General features: G+C 71.3%; 18 protein-coding genes. 12 read left to right on the forward strand and 6 right to left on the reverse strand.

Annotated features, from left to right (window positions below):
* Positions 1–244: 244 nt before the first annotated feature.
* Positions 245–3775 carry a transcription-repair coupling factor gene (mfd, locus tag ACFWY6_RS09125; protein WP_384687570.1) on the forward strand — a complete coding sequence of 1177 codons (3531 nt, stop codon included), beginning with the start codon at positions 245–247 and terminating at the stop codon, positions 3773–3775.
* 13 nt (positions 3776–3788) lie between these two features.
* Here the strand turns inward: mfd and ACFWY6_RS09130 are convergent, their stop codons facing one another.
* From ACFWY6_RS09130 to ACFWY6_RS09140, 3 genes are all read right to left on the reverse strand, one after another.
* Positions 3789–4163 (reverse strand): MerR family transcriptional regulator, encoded by a 375-nt coding sequence (locus ACFWY6_RS09130; protein ID WP_384687571.1) that lies wholly within the window; start codon positions 4161–4163, stop codon positions 3789–3791.
* A gap of 73 nt (positions 4164–4236) precedes the next feature.
* Positions 4237–5004, reverse strand: a complete 768-nt coding sequence (locus ACFWY6_RS09135; RefSeq protein WP_384687572.1) for an SDR family NAD(P)-dependent oxidoreductase — start codon at positions 5002–5004, stop codon at positions 4237–4239.
* 53 nt (positions 5005–5057) lie between these two features.
* Complete coding sequence (locus ACFWY6_RS09140) at positions 5058–5486, reverse strand: nuclear transport factor 2 family protein (RefSeq protein WP_384687573.1); 429 nt, start codon at positions 5484–5486, stop codon at positions 5058–5060.
* Positions 5487–5737: 251 nt separating this feature from the next.
* Between ACFWY6_RS09140 and ACFWY6_RS09145 the strand changes: the two genes are divergently transcribed.
* From ACFWY6_RS09145 to ACFWY6_RS09155, 3 genes are read left to right on the forward strand one after another with little or no spacing between them, the layout of a single operon-like run.
* Positions 5738–6427, forward strand: coding sequence for an MOSC domain-containing protein (locus ACFWY6_RS09145; protein WP_384687574.1), 690 nt, complete (start codon positions 5738–5740; stop codon positions 6425–6427).
* Entirely contained in the window at positions 6424–6747 is a 324-nt protein-coding gene (locus ACFWY6_RS09150) for a hypothetical protein (RefSeq protein WP_384687575.1), read from the forward strand. The genes ACFWY6_RS09145 and ACFWY6_RS09150 overlap by 4 nt, the downstream gene beginning before the upstream one ends.
* Before the next feature lie 7 nt (positions 6748–6754).
* Entirely contained in the window at positions 6755–7528 is a 774-nt protein-coding gene (locus ACFWY6_RS09155; protein WP_384687576.1) for an HNH endonuclease family protein, read from the forward strand.
* Between the two features lie 171 nt (positions 7529–7699).
* On the opposite strand, the gene ACFWY6_RS09160 is transcribed toward ACFWY6_RS09155, so the two are convergent.
* A complete protein-coding gene (locus ACFWY6_RS09160) occupies positions 7700–8359 on the reverse strand; it encodes a TetR/AcrR family transcriptional regulator (RefSeq protein WP_384687577.1) in 660 nt (219 codons plus the stop codon).
* Positions 8360–8530: 171 nt separating this feature from the next.
* Between ACFWY6_RS09160 and ACFWY6_RS09165 the strand changes: the two genes are divergently transcribed.
* The gene (locus ACFWY6_RS09165) at positions 8531–9649 is read left to right on the forward strand and encodes a serine hydrolase domain-containing protein (RefSeq protein ID WP_384687578.1); all 1119 of its coding nucleotides are present in this window, start codon (positions 8531–8533) and stop codon (positions 9647–9649) included.
* A 352-nt stretch (positions 9650–10001) separates the two neighbouring features.
* On the forward strand, positions 10002–10745 hold the full coding sequence (locus tag ACFWY6_RS09170) for an N-acetyltransferase (RefSeq protein WP_384687579.1): 744 nt from the start codon (positions 10002–10004) through the stop codon (positions 10743–10745).
* A 34-nt stretch (positions 10746–10779) separates the two neighbouring features.
* Here ACFWY6_RS09170 and ACFWY6_RS09175 read toward each other — a convergent pair whose 3' ends face one another.
* The gene (locus ACFWY6_RS09175) at positions 10780–12003 is read right to left on the reverse strand and encodes an RNA-guided endonuclease InsQ/TnpB family protein (protein ID WP_384687580.1); all 1224 of its coding nucleotides are present in this window, start codon (positions 12001–12003) and stop codon (positions 10780–10782) included.
* 173 nt (positions 12004–12176) lie between these two features.
* A complete protein-coding gene (locus tag ACFWY6_RS09180; RefSeq protein WP_384687581.1) occupies positions 12177–12950 on the reverse strand; it encodes a hypothetical protein in 774 nt (257 codons plus the stop codon).
* A 199-nt stretch (positions 12951–13149) separates the two neighbouring features.
* On the opposite strand from ACFWY6_RS09180, the gene ACFWY6_RS09185 reads away from it, so the two are divergent.
* The 6 genes from ACFWY6_RS09185 to ACFWY6_RS09210 all read left to right on the forward strand — a co-directional run bounded on the left by ACFWY6_RS09185 (position 13150) and on the right by ACFWY6_RS09210 (position 21266).
* Positions 13150–15201: an N-6 DNA methylase gene (locus ACFWY6_RS09185; RefSeq protein WP_384687582.1), complete on the forward strand. Its 2052-nt coding sequence runs from the start codon at positions 13150–13152 to the stop codon at positions 15199–15201.
* A 183-nt stretch (positions 15202–15384) separates the two neighbouring features.
* Positions 15385–15957: a hypothetical protein gene (locus ACFWY6_RS09190; RefSeq protein ID WP_384687583.1), complete on the forward strand. Its 573-nt coding sequence runs from the start codon at positions 15385–15387 to the stop codon at positions 15955–15957.
* A 74-nt stretch (positions 15958–16031) separates the two neighbouring features.
* Complete coding sequence (locus ACFWY6_RS09195; protein ID WP_384687603.1) at positions 16032–17519, forward strand: protein kinase; 1488 nt, start codon at positions 16032–16034, stop codon at positions 17517–17519.
* Positions 17520–17656: 137 nt separating this feature from the next.
* The gene (locus ACFWY6_RS09200; protein ID WP_384687584.1) at positions 17657–18322 is read left to right on the forward strand and encodes a SurA N-terminal domain-containing protein; all 666 of its coding nucleotides are present in this window, start codon (positions 17657–17659) and stop codon (positions 18320–18322) included.
* Between the two features lie 38 nt (positions 18323–18360).
* Entirely contained in the window at positions 18361–19341 is a 981-nt protein-coding gene (locus ACFWY6_RS09205) for a nucleoside triphosphate pyrophosphohydrolase (RefSeq protein ID WP_384687585.1), read from the forward strand.
* A gap of 41 nt (positions 19342–19382) precedes the next feature.
* A complete protein-coding gene (locus ACFWY6_RS09210; protein WP_384687586.1) occupies positions 19383–21266 on the forward strand; it encodes a tetratricopeptide repeat protein in 1884 nt (627 codons plus the stop codon).
* The last annotated feature ends 3 nt before the right edge of the window (positions 21267–21269 follow it).

Genomic DNA, 21269 nt, shown 5'->3' on the forward strand with positions numbered 1-21269 from the left:
TCGCGGAGTGGGGTTTAAGAGACCGGCTGGGGCTCAGCCCCAGGCCCCGGTCCTCAAACTCCCCCAAGCTCTTAAAGAGCAGGGGACCCCCTCGACGGGCTGGATGGGCTGCGCGTCCGCCCGACGTCCAGCGGCTGTCACCCCGGAGTCGTACGCTGGAAGCCCCCCGGCCCGTGACACGTGCCGGGCGGTTCGCGTTGCCCTCCCGCGCGCCCCCGAACCTGGACGGAAAGCGAAAGCCCACATGAGCCTGCACGGTCTGCTCGACGCTGTCGTCAAGGACGCGGCCCTCGCCGAAGCGGTCAAGGCCGGGAGGGACGGCAACCGCATGGCCATCGACATGGTCGGGCCGCCTGCTGCCCGTCCGTTCGCTGTGGCCGCCCTTGCCCGCGAGACACGGCGCACCGTCCTCGCCGTGACGGCGACCGGCCGCGAGGCCGAGGACCTGGCGGCCGCCCTGCGCACGATCATCCCGCCGGACGGAGTCGTCGAGTACCCGTCCTGGGAGACGCTCCCGCACGAGCGCCTCTCGCCCCGCTCCGACACCGTCGGCCGCCGCCTCGCGGTCCTGCGCCGCCTCGCGCACCCCCGCGCGGACGACCCCGAGACCGGGCCCGTGTCCGTCATCGTCGCCCCCGTGCGCTCCGTCCTCCAGCCGCAGGTCAAGGGCCTGGGAGACCTGGAGCCCGTCGCCCTGCGCCAGGGTCAGACCACCGACCTGAACGAGACGGTCGAGGCGCTCGCGGCAGCCGCGTACTCCCGTGTCGAGCTGGTCGAGAAGCGCGGCGAGTTCGCCGTGCGCGGCGGCATCCTCGACGTCTTCCCGCCGACCGAGGAGCACCCCCTCCGCGTCGAGTTCTGGGGCGACGACGTCGAGGAGATCCGCTACTTCAAGGTCGCCGACCAGCGCTCCCTCGAAGTCGCCGAGCACGGCCTGTGGGCGCCGCCCTGCCGTGAGCTGCTGCTCACCGACGACGTACGGGAGCGGGCCGCCGCTCTCGCGGAGGCCCACCCCGAGCTCGGCGAGCTGCTCGGCAAGATCGCCGAGGGCATCGCCGTCGAGGGCATGGAGTCCCTCGCGCCGGTCCTGGTCGACGACATGGAGCTGCTGCTCGACGTCCTGCCGAAGGACTCCATGGCCGTGGTCTGCGATCCGGAGCGGGTCCGGACCCGGGCCGCCGACCTGGTGGCGACCTCCCAGGAGTTCCTCCAGGCGAGCTGGGCCGCGACCGCCGGCGGCGGCGAGGCCCCCATCGACGTGGGCGCCGCCTCCCTCTGGGGCATCGCGGACGTCCGCGACCACGCGAGCGACCTCGGCATGATGTGGTGGTCCGTGAGCCCCTTCGCCGCCGACGAAGACCTCGACGAGGACACCCTCAAGCTCGGCATGCACGCCACCGAGACCTACCGGGGCGACACCGCGAAGGCGCTCGCCGACACCAAGGGCTGGCTCGCCGACGGCTGGCGCACCATCTATGTGACCGAGGGCCACGGCCCCGCCGCCCGCACCGTCGAGGTCCTCGGCGGCGAGGGCATCGCGGCCCGCCTGGACGCGGACCTCAGCGAGCTCACGCCGTCCGTCGTGCACGTGTCCTGCGGCTCCATCGACTTCGGCTTCATCGACCCCGCGCTCAAGCTCGCCGTCCTCACCGAGACCGACCTCTCGGGGCAGAAGGCGGCCGGCAAGGACGGCCAGCGGATGCCCGCCCGCCGCCGCAAGACGATCGATCCGCTGACCCTGGAGTCCGGCGACTACATCGTCCACGAGCAGCACGGCGTCGGCCGCTACATCGAGATGGTGCAGCGCACCGTCCAGGGCGCCACCCGCGAGTACCTGGTCGTCGAGTACGCCCCCGCCAAGCGCGGCCAGCCCGGCGACCGGCTCTACATCCCCACCGACCAGCTGGAGCAGATCACCAAGTACGTCGGCGGCGAGGCCCCCACGCTGCACCGCCTGGGCGGCGCCGACTGGACGAAGACGAAGGCCCGCGCGAAGAAGGCGGTCAAGGAGATCGCCGCGGATCTGATCAAGCTGTACAGCGCCCGCATGGCGGCACCCGGCCACTCCTTCGCCCCCGACACCCCCTGGCAGCGCGAGCTGGAGGACGCCTTCCCGTACGTGGAGACGCCCGACCAGCTCACCACCATCGCCGAGGTCAAGGAGGACATGGAGAAGACGGTCCCGATGGACCGCCTGATCTGCGGCGACGTCGGCTACGGCAAGACGGAGATCGCGGTCCGCGCGGCCTTCAAGGCGGTGCAGGACGGCAAGCAGGTCGCGGTGCTTGTCCCCACGACCCTCCTCGTCCAGCAGCACTTCGGTACGTTCTCCGAGCGCTACTCCCAATTCCCGGTGAAGACACGGGCGTTGAGCCGCTTCCAGACGGACACCGAGTCGAAGGCGACCCTGGAGGGCCTGCGGGAAGGCTCGGTCGACATCGTCATCGGCACCCACCGCCTCTTCTCATCCGAGACCAAGTTCAAGGACCTGGGCCTGGTCATCGTCGACGAGGAGCAGCGCTTCGGCGTCGAGCACAAGGAGCAGCTGAAGAAGCTGCGGGCCAACGTGGACGTCCTGACGATGTCGGCGACCCCGATTCCCCGTACGTTGGAAATGGCCGTGACCGGCATCCGCGAGATGTCGACCATCACCACCCCGCCGGAGGAGCGCCACCCGGTGCTCACCTTCGTCGGCCCGTACGAGGAGAAGCAGATCGGCGCGGCGATCCGCCGTGAACTGCTGCGCGAGGGCCAGGTCTTCTACATCCACAACCGGGTCGAGTCGATCGACCGCGCGGCGGCCCGGCTCAGGGACATCGTGCCGGAGGCCCGTATCGCCACCGCTCACGGCCAGATGTCCGAACAGGCCCTGGAACAGGTCGTGGTGGACTTCTGGGAGAAGAAGTTCGACGTGCTCGTCTCGACGACGATCGTCGAGTCCGGCATCGACATCTCCAACGCCAACACCCTGATCGTCGAGCGCGGCGACAACTTCGGCCTCTCCCAGCTCCACCAGCTGCGCGGCCGCGTGGGCCGTGGCCGCGAGCGCGGTTACGCCTACTTCCTGTACCCGCCGGAGAAGCCTCTGACGGAGACGGCCCACGAGCGTCTGGCCACCATCGCCCAGCACACGGAGATGGGCGCGGGCATGTACGTGGCGATGAAGGACCTGGAGATCCGCGGAGCCGGAAACCTCCTGGGCGGCGAACAGTCGGGACACATCGCGGGCGTCGGCTTCGACCTCTACGTACGCATGGTCGGCGAGGCCGTGGCCGACTACCGCGCCTCGCTGGAGGGCGGCGTGGAGGAGGAGCCGCCGCTGGAGGTCAAGGTCGAGCTGCCGGTCGACGCGCACGTCCCGCACGACTACGCACCCGGCGAGCGGCTTCGCCTCGCGGCCTACCGTTCGATCGCCTCCGCGAGCAGCGAGCAGGACGTCAAGGCGGTGCGCGAGGAACTCACCGACCGCTACGGCAAGTTGCCCGAGCCGGTGGAGAACCTCCTCCTGGTGGCGGGCCTGCGCATGCTGGCCCGCGCGTGCGGGGTCGGCGAGATCGTGCTGCAGGGCAACAACATCCGGTTCGCGCCGGTGGAGCTGCGCGAGTCCCAGGAGCTGCGCTTGAAGCGGCTCTACCCCGGCACGGTCATCAAGGAGAGCGCCCACCAGGTCCTCGTCCCGCGCCCGAAGACGGCGAAGGTCGGCGGGAAGCCGTTGATCGGGCGCGAACTCCTCGGCTGGGTGGGGGAGTTCCTCACGTCGATCCTCGGGTCGTAGGCACGCGATCGGCTCAGGCCACCGGACGGATCCGTCCGCCGGTGGCCTGGTTCAGCTTCTCCACGAGGCGGTCACGGACCTCCGTCTGGGCGGCGATGCGCCGGTCGATGACGGCGAGGCGGTCGAGGATGACCCGCAGGCCCTGGTCGGACGGCTCTGTGGTGGCGATGTCGCCGTCCAGGCAGGGCAGGAACACGCGTACGTCGTCGAGGGTGAGCCCGGCATCGAGGAGGAAGCGGATGTTGCGCACGCGCGTGACGGCGCGCTCGGCGTCGTACAGCCGATAGCCGTTGTGGGCGCGCTCGGACTCGATGAGCCCGGCCTCCTCGTAGTGCCGCAGCGCGCGAGGCGTCGCCCCGGTGACGTCCGCAAGCTCCCCGATGCGCATCCGCAAGGCCCCCTTCTCCGGTTCTCCTCGGCCGGAGCTTTTCGTATCACGCGGCGTGCCGCACCACGAGGCGCTACGAGACCACGGCACCGCCGTCCACCGGCAGCACGACGCCGGTGATGAACGAGGCGCCGGGCGAGGCGAGCCGGGTGATGGCCCAGGCGACCTCCTCCGGCCGCCCGACCCGCCCCATCGGGGTGTGCTCCATCTGCCACTTCCGGATGGCCGCCTTCTCCTCGGACGTGAATCCGCAGTGGTCGGCGATCGGCGTGGCCACCGCGCCGGGTGCGACGGCGGCGACCCGGATGCCACGGGGCGCGAGGTCGACGGCCCAGCCGCGGGTGAGGAGTTCGAGGGCGGACTTGGTGGCGGGGTAGAGCGAGTTGCCGGGCCAGCCGCGCTGCCCGACGGCGGTCGTGACGTTCACGATGACGCCCCGGCTCTCGCCCAGGGCGTCCAGCGCGGCCTGGGTGAGCAGGACGGGGGCGACGAGGTTGGTGGCGAGCTGGAGGCCGATGACCTCGCGGGTGTAGGTGCCGAGGCTCGCGGTGCGGACGACTCCGGCGTTGTTGACCAGGACGTCCAGGCGTCCGTGGGTCTCAAGGACGGTACGGACGATGTGCTCGGGTCCCCCGTCGGCGGTGATGTCGGCGACGAGCGGCGTGATCAGCCCGCCCCCCTCGGCCGCCGTCTCGTGGAGTGGCTCGGCCCGCCGCCCCACGACGACGACCCGCGCCCCCTCGGCGGCGAAGGCGAGCGCGGTGGCGCGTCCGATGCCGGTACCGCCCCCGGTGACGAGCACGGTTCGGGTGATGTGGTCCTGCGGTTCTTGGTGGCTCATGACGGTGATGGTCGGACCCTGCCGCTAGGGGCAAGGTCAAGTGCGGCGGGCGGTCAGGGGGTGCAGGCCCCGGCGATCGACAGGCTGTTCTCGTAGAGGTGGTGGCGGGTGATGCGCCCGTCCTCGACGGTGAGGCGCAGGGCGAACGGCCCCTCGAAGGGCTTGCCGGTGCTGCGTACGGTGCCCCAGAGCCTGCCGAAGATGACGGCGTCGGTGCCTTCGACGATCAGCGCGTCCATGGTGGCGCCGCCCTTCTCCGGGATCACGTGCTCGGCCATCTCGTCGGCCTGGGCGGCGCACTCCGCGCCGGTGGTCCGCGGCCGGATCCACGGCACGGCCGGGTTCTCGGCGAGCAGCCAGTCGACCTCGTCGGCGAAGAGGGCGGTGAGACCCTCGGTGTCGCCCGCGAGCCGGTGGCCGAGGAAGGCCTGGACGGCGGCGCGGGTGGCGTCGGCGGTGGTCTCGGCGTTCTCGGCGGTCATGTCGAACTCCTCGCGGTCGGCGGTTCGTTGCGGTGTGCTGACGATGGTGCCGGGAGGGCCGGACGGGCGCGATTACCTCCGAGGTAATGCGGCGTCCGGGGCGGCGCGGACGCCGGGAACCGGCGGCGCGTAAGTGGCCCAGGGTGCCCCCGCCCCTTGCCCGCGCGCGTTACGGTTGCCGTGATGGAGCTCGATGGAGCTCGATGGAGCGTGATCGAGACCGAGGTTCGGCTCAGGGGAGGGGAAGCGGCATGGCGCACGGCGCCGTTGTGGGGCTCGTCTGTTTTCCGGTGAAATCGATGCTGGGGGAGGCGCACGAGCGACTCGTCTTCGACGAGCGCGGTGTGGTCGGGGACCGGCTGTGGGCCCTGCGGTACGCGGACGGGAAGCTGGGGAGCGGCAAGAACCACCGGCGGTTCCGGCGCACTCCGGGGCTGCTCGAACATGACGCCGCGTACGACGACGAGGGTCCCGTCGTCACCACGCCGGACGGAGAAACGTTGCGCCCCGGCGATCCGCGGATCGCGGAACTCTTCGGCGCCGGTGTGGAGTTGGTGCGCGAGGGCGAGGCGAGCCATCAGGACGTGGCGGCCGTCTCGATCGTCGGCACCGCGTCGCTGCGCGCGCTCGGCGAGCTGCTCGGCGACGCCGACCCCGTCGACGTACGCAGACTGCGCAAGAACATCGTGGTCGAGACCGACGAGCCGTGGGTGGAGGAGGAGTGGGTGGGCCGGGAGATCGGCTTCGGCGGTGAGCTGCGGCTGCGGGTCACCGAGCGCATCGAGCGCTGCGTGATGACCACCCAGGCCCAGCGCGGCCTGCCCGCCGACAACCGCGTCCTGAAGACCCTCACCGCCACGCGCGGCATGTGCATCGGCGTGTACGCGGACGTCGTGACCCCCGGCACGCTCGCACTCGGCGCCACGGTGGCCGCCCGGTGAGCCGACGCACCACCCGCACCACCCGGATCCAGGCTGCCGCGCTGCTCGCGCTCCTCGTCGTCACCGGCTGCACCCCCGACGAGAAGGGCGAGGGCGGCTCGCCGGGCCCCGACGCGAAGGCCGGCTCCGCGCTGGCCGCCGTCGACTCGCTCACCGTCAAGGGCCGTGCGCCCAGGACGGGTTACGAGCGGGAGCGGTTCGGCAGCGCCTGGGCCGACACGGACTCCAACGGCTGCGGCACCCGGGTTATCTCTATGCTGCGCCAGGTGGCCAGGGCATTCGTGCAGTTCAGGAAGGGAGCCTTGGGCTGTGCTTACTAAGAGGGACATGAGGCACAGCGGCTCCGGGACCGCATGTTTCCTCCGCGCGGCGACGGCGGCCGCAGCCGCCGTTCTCCTCTGCGCGGGATGCGAGGGGCTCGACGAAGACGGCTCCTCGACGGGGTCGGGGCCGACTGCACCGGACCGGCGGGTGGTCAGCCCGCTCGAGAATCCGGACGGTACGAAGCCCGGACTTGCGCCGGTGACGACGGAGGCGGACAAAGCTGCTTCCCGCAAGCTCATCGAAGGCTTGTCCACGAAGGGACGGGGACCCAGGACGGGATACGACCGGGGCGAGTTCGGCTACGCATGGATGGACACGGCCGACGGCGTGCCGCTGGCGCGGAACGGGTGTGACACTCGAAATGATCTTATTCGCCGCGATGGCCAGAACCTCCGCTTCCGATCCGGATCCGACTGCGTGGCCATCGCCATGACACTGCACGATCCGTACACCGGCACGACCATCGAGTGGCGCAAGGAGAAGGCCGCCGAAGTGCAGATAGATCACGTGGTGCCGTTGTCGTACAGCTGGCAGATGGGTTCGTCGCGCTGGCCGGAGAGCAAGCGCAAACAGCTCGCGAACGACGTGCTCAATCTGATCCCGGTCGAGGGGCGAGCCAACTCGGCCAAGGGTGACTCCGGCCCCGCCTCCTGGCTTCCGCCGAACAAGTCGATCCGGTGCGCGTACGCGGTCCGTTTCGCTCAGGTCGCCGTCAAGTACGAGATGCCGGTGACGGCCGCGGACAAGCAGATGATGGTGCAGCAGTGCGGTGGATGAACCGGAGCTGAGGCCTCAGGCGCGAGCGATCACCAGGAACTCTCCGTCCCCGGCGTCCACGGGCTCGCGGCGCAGTCCGGGACAGCTGTGACCTCGGTCCACGCGGTTACCGCCCTGCCGTCCGGCATCTGTAGGCAAACGATCGTTTGCCTACACTCCCGAGCCGGTCGGCTAGCTCGGACGGATTGTGGCCTCGATGTGGGCGAGTTGGGCTGCGAGGATCTCTTCGAACGCTGCGCGGCGGTCTACCCCGAGGGGGCGGACGTCGCGGGCGAAGTGGGCCAGGGTCGGGAAGCGTTCAGGGTCGGCGCCAAGAGCCGCCACGCGAAACAGCTCCATGCCCTGTTCGTACTCTTCGGGGGTGATGGCGCTGATCCCGGCCTCGGAGGCGATCAACGCGGTGATGAGGACCGTGATGCGGTGGTAGCGCGCCGGGATCTCCTCGTCGGGCAGCCCCGACGTGCGTAGGGCGTGCAGCACCTCTTCCATGGCCAGCCGGGAACCGGTGCCGCTTGATGCGTAGCGCCCCCAGACGGCGGCGAGCTGGGGCTGCCGCCCGAAGGCCTCTCTCACATGCAGGGCCAGGGACGTGATGCGCTGCTTCCAGTCACCCTCGGGGCGGTAGTCGTCCATCGCGGCCAGCAGAATCCGGTCGGCGACCGCGCGCAGCAGTTCGGTCTTGCTGCGGAAGTGCCGGTAGAGGCTGGAGGAATCGGTCCCGAGGGCCGCGGCCAGCTTGCGCACGCTGAACGAATCCGCGTCGCCCGTGCGCAGCAGCTCCGCCGCCGCATCCAGGATCTCTTCGGTTGACCAACGCCTTCGGCCTGCCATCTTGCTCCTCTCACCCAATCTCATCCTACCGATGCACTTGATGATGCACGCACCGCGTGCATCATGAGGGCATGGGTATGCCGGGCGGGCCGGGATGCCATTCGTGCCCTGTTACCCGGGTGAGGTGACTGACGTGGAGCTCACCTCGGGGATGACGAAAGGATGCATGTCGTGAGGAACCCGCTGGATCCCGCTGAGCTGAATGCCGCCCTGGAAAACGTCCACCGCGCCGGGATGCCGGGCCTGTTCGCCGAGGTGCGGGATTGCGACCAGGTCTGGCGCGGCGCCGCCGGGGTCGCCGGGGTCGCCACCGGCCGCCCCGTCACCGCCGACATGCGGCACCGCATCGGCAGCATCACCAAGACCTTCACCGCCGCTGCGGTCCTGCAACAGGCCGAGAGCGGTCAGATCGGTCTCGACACACCGATCGGCCAGTACCTCCCGAAACTGGTCCCCGGAGAACGCGGCGACACGATCACGGTGCGGATGCTGATCAACCACACCAGCGGCCTCGCCGAGTACCTCCCGTACGCCTACCCCTCCTTCAAGGCGTACCCCGACCTCGCGGGCACCGGTCCCCAGAGCATGGACGACCACCGGTTCACGCGGTTCGACCCCACCGAGCTGATCGAGATGGGGGTCACCGCACCCGCCTTCGGCGCCCCGGGCGGCACCCCGGGCCTGTACTCCAACACCAACTACCTGCTCCTGGCCCAACTCCTGGAACAGGTGACCGGCACCACGGCCGAGCGGTACATCACCCGGAACGTCATCGAGCGCGCCGGGCTGCGGGACACCGAATTCCCCGCCGGACCGTACGTCGACGGGTCGCACTCGCAGCTCTACGAGGCATGGTTCGGCAAGCTCGACCCGCCGCGCGACTACAGCGTCTTCGACATGTCATACGCGGGCCCTTCGGCCTCGCTGATATCGACCGTCGCGGACCTCAACCGCTTCTACGGCATGCTGCTGGCGGGCGAGATCGTCAGTCCGTCGTCGCTGGCGCAGATGCAACGCACCGGCCCGGTGATCTCCCAAGAGGGAAAGATGATCGACTACGGCCTTGGCCTGCACCCGATGGAGGGTCCCGGTCAGGGCACCTTCTGGGGCCATGGCGGCACGGTCTGGGGTGGTGGAGCGCTGGCCATGACCCGTGCCGACGGCAAGCGGCAGATGGCGGTCGCGGTGAACCTGCAGAGGTGGAACAGGCTCGACTCCTCCGGCAGGCCGCAGCCCCATCCCATCGACGACGCGCTTGCGACTCTGTACCGCGTGGCGATGTACGGCTGACCGGGACCGCGAGCCGGGGGGCTCGTTGACAACGGACAGAAAGAAGTCGTCCTCTCGTGACCATGAGCATTCAGCGTCGTAGACCGTCACGAGGGACGGGTCGCGGAGCCCGGCGTGCAGCACCGGCGGATGGCAGCCAGAGCCGCGCAGGAGGGTCCACACACTGGTCTGCCCGGATCTGTCAGAGCCGGGAAACAGCAGAGACGCCCTGTGTGAGGTCACTTCGAGGGCACCGCCCGCATCGCGCGGCGGAGGCCGGCCCGGGCGCGCTGACCGCTTCCACGCGCACTGAACGCCGCCGGGCGCGGAAAACCACTTAACAGGTGGGTCCGCGCCCGCTAGCGTCCCCGGCATGGACCTCAAGATCACGACCCTGGCCGAGCGCCCCGAACTCGCCTCGCCGCTCTGGCAGATGGAAGACACCTGGCCGGAGTTCATCGGGAACGACCCGATCGCCTGGTCGATGATCGGGCGGATCGTCACGGACTTTCCCGAGTACGTCCTGGTCGCCACGGACGAGCGGGGCGAGGTCGCCGCGAAGGCGTTCAGCGTGCCGTTCGCGCTGCGCGCCGACGACCGCGGCGAGCTGCCGGACGGTGGCTGGGACCAGGTCATGCTGTGGGCGTTCTCCGACCTGCGGCACGGCAGGAAGCCCGACACGGTGAGCGCGATCGAGATCACCATCGCCAAGGAGTACCTCGGCCAGGGCGTGTCCGGGCGGATGCTCGGCGCGATGCGCGAGAATGCGCGGGCCCGCGGCTACAGCGAGGTCGTCGCCCCGGTCCGGCCGAACGCCAAGCACCTCGAACCGGCCGCCCAGATCGATACCTACGCACAGCGCAAGCGGGACGACGGTCTGCCCGCGGACCCGTGGCTGCGGGTGCATGTGCGGGCGGGCGGCACGATCGAGAAGGTGGCGCCCGCGTCGATGACGGTGTCCGGCTCGACCGCCCAGTGGCGGGCCTGGACAGGGCTGCCGTTCGACACGGCGGGCACCGTCGAGGTGCCGGGCGCGCTGGTGCCGGTGCGCTGCGAGCCGGAGCGCGGGTACGCGGTGTACGTCGAGCCGAACGTGTGGGTGCGGCACGTGCTTTGAATCCTCCCCTCCCTGAAGGGAGGGGATTCCTGGTTCAGGCCGCCTCCTGGAGCAGCGCTCCAGGAGGTCTTCCGCCCTCGACACCAGCCGGGAGGAGACCAGCCCGGTGGAGCATCACGCATGCGGAGTTCTTGTCCCTGGAGGACACGGCTTCGCAGGCGGTGCAGGTGTAGGTGCGTTCACCCAGCGGCAGTGTGTGCTTGGCTCTCGCTCCGCACTGCGCGCAGTCCATCGTGGTGTATGCGGGATGTACCAGGCGGACGTCCCGCCCGTGTTTGCGACCCATCTCGAGCAGAGCGGCCTTGGTGGCGCCGATGGCGGCGTCCGCGGCCTTCAGGGCCATCGTGGTCTTCCCCAGGAACCGGGGCCTGAAATCCTCCACCGCCAGGGCATCGTGGTCGCGGACCGCTCTCTTGGCCCACTTGCGGCCGGTGTCCTGACGCTGGCGCGCGACCTTCTTGTGCGCCTTCACCCGCAGGTGTTTCGCCTCCCTGTAGCCCTGAGAGGCGGGCTGCCCCTTCTTCGGTTTGCGGCGGGCCATCATCCGGTCGTACCGACTCAGCCTCGCCTTGGCCTGCTTGCCGGGTTCGGCATGCGGCAGGTCGTGCGCATCGGAGGCAGTGGTCGCCACCTCCGTCACGCCCCAGTCCACGCCGAGCACCGCACCCGTGGCCGGCAGCGGTTCGAGGGCGGCGGGCACGACGAAGCTGGCGTACCAGTGACCGAGGCTGTCGCGGTAAACGCGAACGCTGGGCGGGTCGGCGGGCAGCCCGCGCGACCAGACCACGGTGAGTACGAGGCCGCCTGCCAACTGCAGACGGCCGTCCCTCAACTGGAAGCCGCGCCGGGTGTAGTTCAGGGTCGGCGCCGCGTCGTGCTTCTTCTTGTAGCCAGGCATCCCAGCCCGCTGCCGCATCGGCAGCCGCTCCTTGATGTCTTTGAGGGCCTTGGCCCGGGAGCGGCCGAAGTCGCGGATGATCTGCTGCTGGGGAACCGAGGATCCTTCCCACAGCCACGGCATGGAGGCGCGGGCATCAGTGAGCATCTTGTCGAGCTGGGCCGGGCCGCAGGTCCGCTTGGACTCGGGATGGGCCTGGTTGTGGCGGTGGGTGGCCTTCGACTTGGCCACGCACTCGTTCCAGATCCAGCGGCAGCGGTCCCACTCCGCCAGCAGCGCCGACTCTGCGGTGGATGACACCCGTAACCGGTACGTGTACCGGGCATGCCCAATTGCCCCCACACCCTCAGTCCCCGTCATGCCTCGTCCCCGCCTACGTCATGGTCCGCCCTGCCGCCGACGACCATACGTACGCGACCCGTACACCCGCACCCATCTCCCCCTGCGGTCACCTCCAAAGATGAATACGGGCACACGCGTTCGCTTTCGCCGCCGGACCCGTGCAGTGGCGCTCGCAGGAGCCCGGGCGAGGCTCAGCCCGTCAGCTTGTCCAGGTCGAGGACGTCGCCGGTGGGCGGCGTCGTCCTCACGGGCTTGTCGTAGTCGCTGAAGGTCATGGACTCGGGCTTCCCGCCGGTCGTCTGGTCGACCTTCAGCAGATACGGCTTGCCCTCCGTGGCGACATAGAGCGTGTACTTCTCCTTGCCGTCGTTCTCGGTGAGCTTGATCGCCGGGGTGCCGTCGACCGTGGTCGTACCGCCCCTGCGGGCCGCGGAGTTGACATCCTTGAAGTCGGCGAGCAGGACGTCGAGGTCGCAGAACCCGGCGATGTCCTTCGCGTCGGAGCTCGTCGCCTTCGTCTTCACCCAGCGGTCCGCGAGCATGTCCACCGCGGCCTGGGTGTCGGCGGCGGGCTCACCCTTGCTCTGCGCGCGCAGGAACTTCTCGTCGTACTTCATGTAGACGGTGCCGCCCGGGACGATCAGCTCCATCGAGCCCTCGTCGGTCGTGCTGATCTCGCCCGCGCACTTGCCGCTGGTGTCGAGGGCCATGTCCATCGAGTCCAGACCGGTCTCCTCGTCCGTGACCTTGCCCGCGATGCGGAGCGACTTGGCGTCCGAGGTCGTCTTGACGGCCTTGTCGGCGATCTCGGCGCCGGACATCCCGGCGAACGGACCCTTGGGCTCGGCCTTCTCGGTCTTGTCCCCGGCCTTGTCCCCGGCGTTGCCGGATTCGGTGCCGCAGGCCGTCAGGCCGAAGGTCGCCGCTGCGGCGAGGCAGACGGCGACAAAAGTGGTGCGATGCATGGAAGTTCCCCCCACAGGAGCTCGTCAAAGTGCTGACGCCATCTCAGCAGAGCCTGTGAACCGAGTCAACATGAGATTGAGTGGGCGGTGGGTTAACGCCGTGAAGCGGGCGGTTCCGCATGCGCGGGTATGCTCGGCGCCACAGCGCCGCGACGCGACCACGCGCGGTGGGGGCAGGGGACTGAGGGGAGCCGGTTCGGTGCGGGACAACGCGACAGAGGTGACCGCCGCCGGGATCGCCCGGCTCGCCGGGGTCGGCCGCGCCGCCGTCAGCAACTGGCGCCGCAGGCACGCCGACTTCCCCAAGCCCGTCGGCGGCACCGAGACCAGCCCCTCCTTCGCGCTCACCGCGGTCGAGGAGTGGCTGCGCACCCAGGGCAAACTCGGCGAGGTCCCGCTCCGGGAGAAGGTCTGGCAGCAGCTCGCGGGACACCCGGCGGGCCCGGTCGCCGCCCTGCTGCACGCGGGCTGCGCGCTGCTTCTCGTACGCGATCGCCATCCCGGCTGGCTCAAGGTCAGCGCGGTGTCGGACGAGCGGATGGCGGAGCTGCTTCCGGGGGAGCTGGAAGGGGTGCTCGCCCCGCGCTTCGGGGCCGGTCCGGGAGCCGTGCGCATCCCGCGGGCCGCCGAACTGCTGCTCTCCGTCCCGCTGTTGAGAGGTGTCGCCGAACTCGCCGCCGAGCTGGGCGCACGGCAGGCGTACGAGTTCCTGCTCGGCCGGCACATCGACGCCAACCCCCGCCAGTACACGCTCACTCCGGCAGGCCCCGCCGAGCTGATGGCCGCGCTGGCGGGCCCCGCGCGGACCGTCCTCGACCCGGCCTGCGGCACCGGAGCCCTGCTGCGCGCCGTCCCGCCCCGCCCCGAACAGCGCCTGTACGGGCAGGACGTCGCCCCCGAGCTCGCCGCCCTCACCGCGCTCAGGCTCGCCCTGCACTCCGACGCCACCGTGCGCGGCGCCGCCGCCGACACCCTGCGCGCGGACGCCTTCGCCGACGAGCGGGCCGACGCCGTGCTGTGCCACCCGCCGTTCAACGAACGCAACTGGGGGCACGACGAACTCGCCTACGACCCCCGCTGGGAGTACGGCTTCCCGGCCCGCACGGAGTCCGAACTCGCCTGGGTCCAGCACGCGTTGGCCCGCATCAAGGACGGCGGCACCGCCGTCGTCCTGATGCCGCCCGCCGCCGCGTCCCGCCGCTCCGGGCGCCGGGTGCGCGCCGATCTCCTGCGCCGCGGTGCCCTGCGCGCCGTGCTCGCGCTGCCCGCGGGCGCCGCGCCCCCGTACAACATCCCGCTGCACATCTGGGTCCTGAGCCGCCCCGCGCCGAACACACCGGCCTCGCCCGAACTGCTCCTGGTCGAGACGGCGGGGCTCGCCGCCCCGGACGGCAGGGACCGGCAGGCCTGGCGCCCGGTGCAGGATGCCGTCCTCGACGTCTGGCGCCACTTCGAGAGGCACGGCACCCTCGACGAGCGGCCCGGTCTCGCCCGCGCCGTACCGGTGCTCGAACTCCTCGACGACGAGGTCGACCTGGCCCCCGCCCGGCGCCTGCCGCCACCTGCGGCGGGCGGCGGCACCGAGCAGCTGACGGCGGTGCGCGAACGGCTCGGTGACGCGGTGCGGCGGACCGCCGATCTGCTGCCGCAGCCCGCAGAGATCACCGATGCCGTCCGGTGGCCGCTCACCACAGTGGGCGAACTCGCCCGCGCGGGAGCCCTGTTGCTGCGTACCGGGACCGGCTCGGGCGCACCCGGCGCCCCGGTGCTCACCGAGCACGACGTGCTCGCCGGAACGGCACCCTCCGGAGCGGCGGACCCGCTGGAGGACCAGGCGGGCGTCGGCGGCGACTCCGTGGTGACCGAGACCGGCGATGTGGTCATCCCGGTCTCCGGCGGCGGCACCGCGGCCCGCGTCGTCGACGAGGCCACGGCGGGCGCGGTGCTCGGCCGCGGCCTCACCCTCCTGCGGCCCGACCCGGCCGCCATCGACCCGTGGTTCCTCGCCGGATTCCTGCGCGGCACCGCCAACAACCGCCAGGCCAGCAGCTACGCGTCCACCGCTGCCCGGCTCGACATCCGCCGCCTCCAGGTGCCCCGCCTGCCGCTCGACGGACAGCACGGCTACGGAGAGCGGTTCCGCGCGCTCGCCGCCTTCGAGGACAGCCTGCGCCTCGCGGGCCGCCTGGGCGAGCAGTTGGTGCGGGGGCTGCACGACGGACTGACGGACGGGACGCTTCCGCCGGAGTGAGGCGACCGGGTTCCGGACCGGGCCGCGATCAGGACGTGACCAGTACGGCAACGGTTCGGTACAACCCGGGACCGGTTCTCCCTGTCGGCCTATACGCTCGAATCTGCATCCGTTCGTATTCCGACTTCCGGCCGTGCGTTCGCCCGTGGGCGCGTACGGCTGCATCAGGCACCAGGAGCAGCCATGCACGGCCACGGCTACGCGCCGCAGCAACCGCCGCCGCCCTCCGGCGGCACCCATGTGACGCTGCGCGTGCTGTTCGTGGTCCTCGCCGTCGTGACCTGCGGCCTGGCGGCGTGGGGCGCGCTGCTGCGGCTCGCGATCGTGACCCGCAAGTCCTACGACTGGGTCCTGTTCGGGATCGTGGCCGCGCTCGACGTGACGGCCGTCGTGCTGATCGGCGTCGACCCGGGCGCCGACGAGTTCCAGGGTCCCGGCAACGCGGGCATGGTGATCCTCCTGAGCACGCTGGTGGCGGCCGTCGCCTACTACCTGTTCGCGGACATACGCCACTTCAGCCCGTACCGCCGACCGCAGTTCACGGGCTACGTACCGCAGCAGCCGCAGACCGCCTACGGCTATCCGCAGCAGCAGGGCCCCGCCCCCGTCCACCTCCAGCCCACGCAGCTGCACCAGCCGCCGACGCAGCAGACACCGCCGCCGCCCACGCGTCCCGCACCGGCCCGCATCCACCAAGTACAGGCCGAGCTCGACGAGCTCAGTGACTACCTGCGCAAGCAGGAAGGCGGCAGCTGACCGTGACACTGGGGATCGGGGGCCGCGTCGTAGCCGGACGCTACGAACTCTCCACGCTCATCGGCCAGGGCGGCATGGGCCAGGTCTGGACGGCGTACGACCAACGCCTCGACCGCCGCGTCGCGGTCAAGCTCCTGCGCCCCGACCGGGTCGCGGGCGCCGAGGCCGATGAGCTGCGCCGCCGCTTCGTACGCGAATGCCGCGTCACCGCACAGGTCGACCACCCGGGCCTGGTCACCGTCCATGACGCGGGCACCGAGGGCGAGGACCTCTACCTCGTCATGCAGTACGTCGACGGGGCCGACCTCGGCGACCATCTCGCCGAACACGACCCCTACCCCTGGCAGTGGGCCGTCGCGATCGCCGCGCAGCTGTGCGCCGTGCTCTCCGCGGTGCACGCCGTGCCGATCGTGCACCGCGACCTGAAGCCGCGGAACGTGATGGTCAAGCAGGACGGCACGGTCTCCATCCTCGACCTGGGCATCGCCTCGGTGATGGACACCGACACCACCCGCCTCACCCACACCGGCTCACCCATCGGCAGCCCCGCCTACATGGCGCCCGAGCAGGCGATGGGCGGCGCGGTGGGCCCGTACACCGACCTCTACGCCCTGGGCGTCCTGCTCCACGAACTCCTCAGCGGCGACGTCCCGTTCTCCGGCTCGACCGCGCTCGGCGTGCTCCACCGCCACCTCTACGAACCGCCGCTCCCGGTCCGCCGGCTGCGCGCCGAGATCCCCGAGGCCCTCGAACAGCTGGTCCTGCGCCTGCTCGCCAAGGACCCCCAGCACCGCCACGGCAGCGCCCAGGAGGTCTACGAGGAACTCGCCCCGCTGCTCCCCGCGCGCTCCATCCCCACCGGCGGCCCGCTCGACCCCACCCGCCCGTTCCTGCGCCCGCAGGCCCCGTGGCCCGACCGCGCGGCGACACCGGCGTCGGCCCCGGCCCTCCCGCCGAACCAGCCCGACCAGCGCCAGGGCCCCGGCAGTCCCGGCAGCCAGACGGACGTCGTGCACGCGGTCGACGAGGTCAAGCGGCTGCTCGGCGAGGGCCGCATCACGCAGGCGGTCGACATCCTCGGCTCGATCCTGCCCGCGGCCGCCGCCAAGCACGGCGAGCACTCCCCGGTGGTCCGCTCCCTGCGCAAGCAGTACGCCGCGACGCTGATGGACGACGGCCAGTACCGCCGCGCCCTGCCCGAACTGCGCCGCCTCGCCGACGAACGCGCCGCCGAGTCGGGCCAGGCCGACCCGCACTCCCTCCAGTTCCGCTACGAGGCGGCGCAGTGCCTGGAGCAGCTCGGCGAACCGGCGGCGGCCCTCGCCGAGTACCGCGCGCTCCTCCCGTACTACGAGAACCGCTACGCCTCCGACGACCGCGAACGCCCCCTGGAGATCCGCCGCCGCATCGGCCACCTGCTCCTCGCCCTCGGCGACCGCCCGGCCGCCCACGACACCCTGGCGCGGCTGCTCCTGGACGCCGAGCGGATGCACGGGGTCGGTCATCCGTTCCCGGCGGAGATCCGGCGTACGTTGCAGTGGCTCGGACAAGTGCGCGGGTAGTGACGGGCCGACGGGCGTGGGTGCCCGAACTCTTGCGGAATCGTTGGTCGAATAGGTGGCCGATAGACCGACCACTGCCTAACATCGATCACCGCAAGACTTTGTGCACCGCCGCACAATCTCCTCGGGAGGCTTCCTTGCACCGCCGCCGTCGCACCGCGCTCGCCCTCTCCGTAGCCGCCATCGCCGCGGCCCCGCTCCTGACCGCCTGCGGCAGCGAGGCCCACCCCGGTGCCGCGGCCGTCGTGGGCGACGACCGCATCACGGTCGCGCAGCTGGAGGGCCGGGTGAACGAGGTGCGCGACGCGCAGCGCGCCGCCGTCCCGGACGACCAGCAGTACGAGCAGGCCATCGCCAAGTCCGGCGGCCTCACCCGCAGCACGCTGCACACGATGGTCCTGGACAAGGTCCTGCACCGGGCGGCGACCGACGCGGGCGTGGACGTGTCCCGCCGCGAGATCCAGACGATGAGAGCGGGCCTCGAACAGCAGGCCGGCGGCAAGAAGGCCCTCGAACAGGGCTGGCTGCAGCAGTACAGCGTCGCCCCGTCCCGCCTGGAGGACAGCCTCCGTACGGAGATCGAGGCGCAGAAGCTGGCCAAGACCCTGGGCGCGGACATGAACTCCCCCGAGGGCCAGGCGGCCTTCTGGAAGGCGCTCTCCGCGGCCTCCAAGAAGCTGGACGTCGACCTGAACCCGCGGTACGGCACGTGGGACGTCGAGAAGTCCAAGCGCGCCGACACCAAGACGCCGTGGGTGCGCGATGTGTCCGGGGACGGGGCGGCGGGGCCCGAGCAGGCGTAGGCAGTAGTGCTGTCAGTGCCGTGGGTTACGTTCGACGGGTGAACGAAACCACGCCCCCGGCCGACGCCCCCGGCCGCGTCATCCTCCTCACCACCAGCCACCGGGTGGCCCCCGGCCTGCTCTCCTGGCCCGCCTGGCAGGCCCTGCACGGGGCGGACGCGGTGCTGTGCGCCGACGCGACGCATCCGCAGCTGCCGTATCTGCGCGAGGCGGGCGTGCGCGTGGAGCAGGCGTCGCCCACGGCCCAGGAACTGGTGGACGCCTGCGCCGGCGGCCGCACGGTCCTGGTCATCGCCACGGCCGAGGGCGACCGCCCCCTGACGGACGGCCTGGCCCGCCTCGCGGGATCGGGCCGGATCGCGATGCCGGACCTGGAGCTGCTCCCGGCGTCGTACGACCTGCCGGGCGCGCGGCTCCTGGACCTGGTGCAGGTCATGGACCAGATCCGGGGCGAATGCCCCTGGTCGTCCCAGCAGACGCACAAGAGCCTGGCGAAGTACGGGATCGAGGAGGCGTACGAGCTGGTCGAGGCGATCGAGGAGGGCGACAGGGACGAGCTGCGGGAGGAGCTCGGGGACGTCCTGCTCCAGGTGGTCTTCCACGCCCGTATCGCCGAGGAGGACCCGGAGTCCCCCTTCTCCGTGGACGACGTGGCGGGCGGCATCGTCGACAAGCTCATCCACCGCCACCCGCATGTCTTCGGCGACGACTCGGCGGACACCCCCGAGGACGTCAAGGCGCACTGGCTGCGCACGAAGGCGCAGGAGAAGCAGCGCTCGTCGGTGACGGAGGGCATCCCGCTGGGCCAGCCGGGCCTCGCACTGGCGGCGAAGCTGGCCTCGCGGGTGCGGACCGCGGGGCTTGAGGTGACGGTGCCTTCGGGGGAGGGCGTCGGCTATGAGCTGCTTGCCCTGGCTCTGCGGGCCGAGGCGGACGGGGTTGATCCGGAGGCGGCGCTGCGGGTTGCCGCGCGGGCTTATCGGGATGCGGTTCGGGCCGCTGAGAGGGCGGGGGCTTAGTACCTTTGAGGTAGGGCTGTTCGAGATGCGTGGGGGCTTGTGTGGAACCGGAGTTGGAGGAGCTTGCGGCGTCCGCGGCCGAGGCGCTGATGGCGGCTTCCCGGACCGACAAGTGGGCGGAAGTCTCCGCTCGGGTGGCGCATCACCTCGGGGACGCGGGATTGAGCGAGGGCTGGCTCAGCGCCCGGGGGCCCGACCCCGCAGCGGTGCGAGCGCGCAAGTGGCAAGGGCGGCTTGCGCGCCTGCTGGTGTCCAACCCCAGCTCGGTCACCGAACTCCGCAGCATCGTGGCCGAGTTCGCGCCGCTCGCGGACGGCGGCCCGCAGGTGCGCAACACCGTGTCGGGCGGCGTCACGGACGGCACGGTCATTCAGTCGGGCCGCATCGACTCGCTCACCGTCAACGCCGCCCCCGGCACCGCCCAGGACCACATCGACTTCCGCGATGGCACCTTCAACGGCCCCGCCATCGGCGTCCAGCACAACCACTACGGAGCCCCGTCGCCGACGGCCCGCGCGACGGCTGCCGACTGGCCCCCCATCGGTCGGCTCCGCCGCCTCGACCTCGGCGTTCACCCCACGCGGCGGCTCGACGGCGAGTCGAGCGTCCCGCCGTACGTCATGAGGGACTGCGACGGCGAGCTCAACCGCCTGGTGAAGAGCGCCCTGCGGGGCGGCGGCCTCGTCGTCGTCACGGGCGAACCGCTCTCGGGCAAGACCAGGACGGCCTGGGCGGTACTCCGCAGGAACGTACGCAGCGACGTCAGGATGTACGTCGCCCAGGCGGGCACCGAGCTGCGGGACCTCCCGGCCCAGCTTCGGGGCCGTGATCCCGAGGGCGGGTGCCTGGTCTGGCTCGACGACCTGGCAGGACACCTCGGCGAACACGGCCTCACCGCGGGTCTGCTGGCTCAGCTCACCCAGGAGAAGGTGCTCGTCGTCGCCACGATGAACGACGACGACTACGACACCCACCGCTTCGGCGGCGGCCCCAACTCCCGTGCCCTGAGCGGCGCGGGCACCGTCCAGCTGAGCTGCCGATGGAGCGTGGCGGAGCTGGCACGCCTCGCGGCGTTCGAGGACCCGCGCCTGGTGGATGCCCGTGAGTGGCGCGGCGGCAGCGGCATCACCCAGTTCCTCGCGCTGGGCCCCGAGTTGTGGGACGAGTGGCGCAGGGCCCGCCGACGGCACCCCCTCGGGCACCTCGTGGTGCGCGCGGCCGTCGACCTCGCCCGGTGCGGGATCACGTCGGACGTCCCGGAGGTCCTGCTGCGCGAGACGTGTGCCGGTTACGGCGAGGTGGACCTCGCGGGGGAGGACTTCGAGGCGGCCCTGGCCTGGGCGGCCGCGACCCGGCACGGAGTCACCGGACTCCTCGTGCGCGGCGGGCAGCCGGGCACCTGGCGGGCGTACGGATCGCTCGTCGCGGACGCCGTCCGGTCGCCCGAGGCGGAGCCCGTGCCGGACCAGGTGTGGGGCACGGCGGTGGCCGGAGCGCGCACGCACCGGCTCGACGTCGAGACGGCTGTCGCCGCGTTCCGTGCCGTGATGGTCCCGCGCGCCGACGACGGGGACCTGATCGCGATGAACGGGCTGGCGGCCCTCGCGCACTGGGACGGCGACGTGTCGGAGGCGGAGAGCTGGTACCGCAAGGCCGCCGCCCTCGGCGACCCCCGTGCCGGCCACGGCCTGGGCCAGATCCTCGCCGACCGCGGCGCCAAGGCGGAGGCGATCCACTACCTGGAGATCGCCGCGGAGGCGGGCATGGAGGACGCGTACGTCACGCTGGGCAAACTGCACCGCGACCGCGCCCGCCACTGGCTGACCAAGGGCGCGGAGGCGGGGGACATGGATGCGGTGACGTACCTGAAATCGCTGCGGGCGGGGACGGATGTGCTGGAGGAGGAGACGGGGCAGACGGAGTAGACG

It is taken from the genome of Streptomyces sp. NPDC059037, assembly GCF_042740015.1.
Classification (GTDB): Bacteria; Actinomycetota; Actinomycetes; order Streptomycetales; family Streptomycetaceae; genus Streptomyces.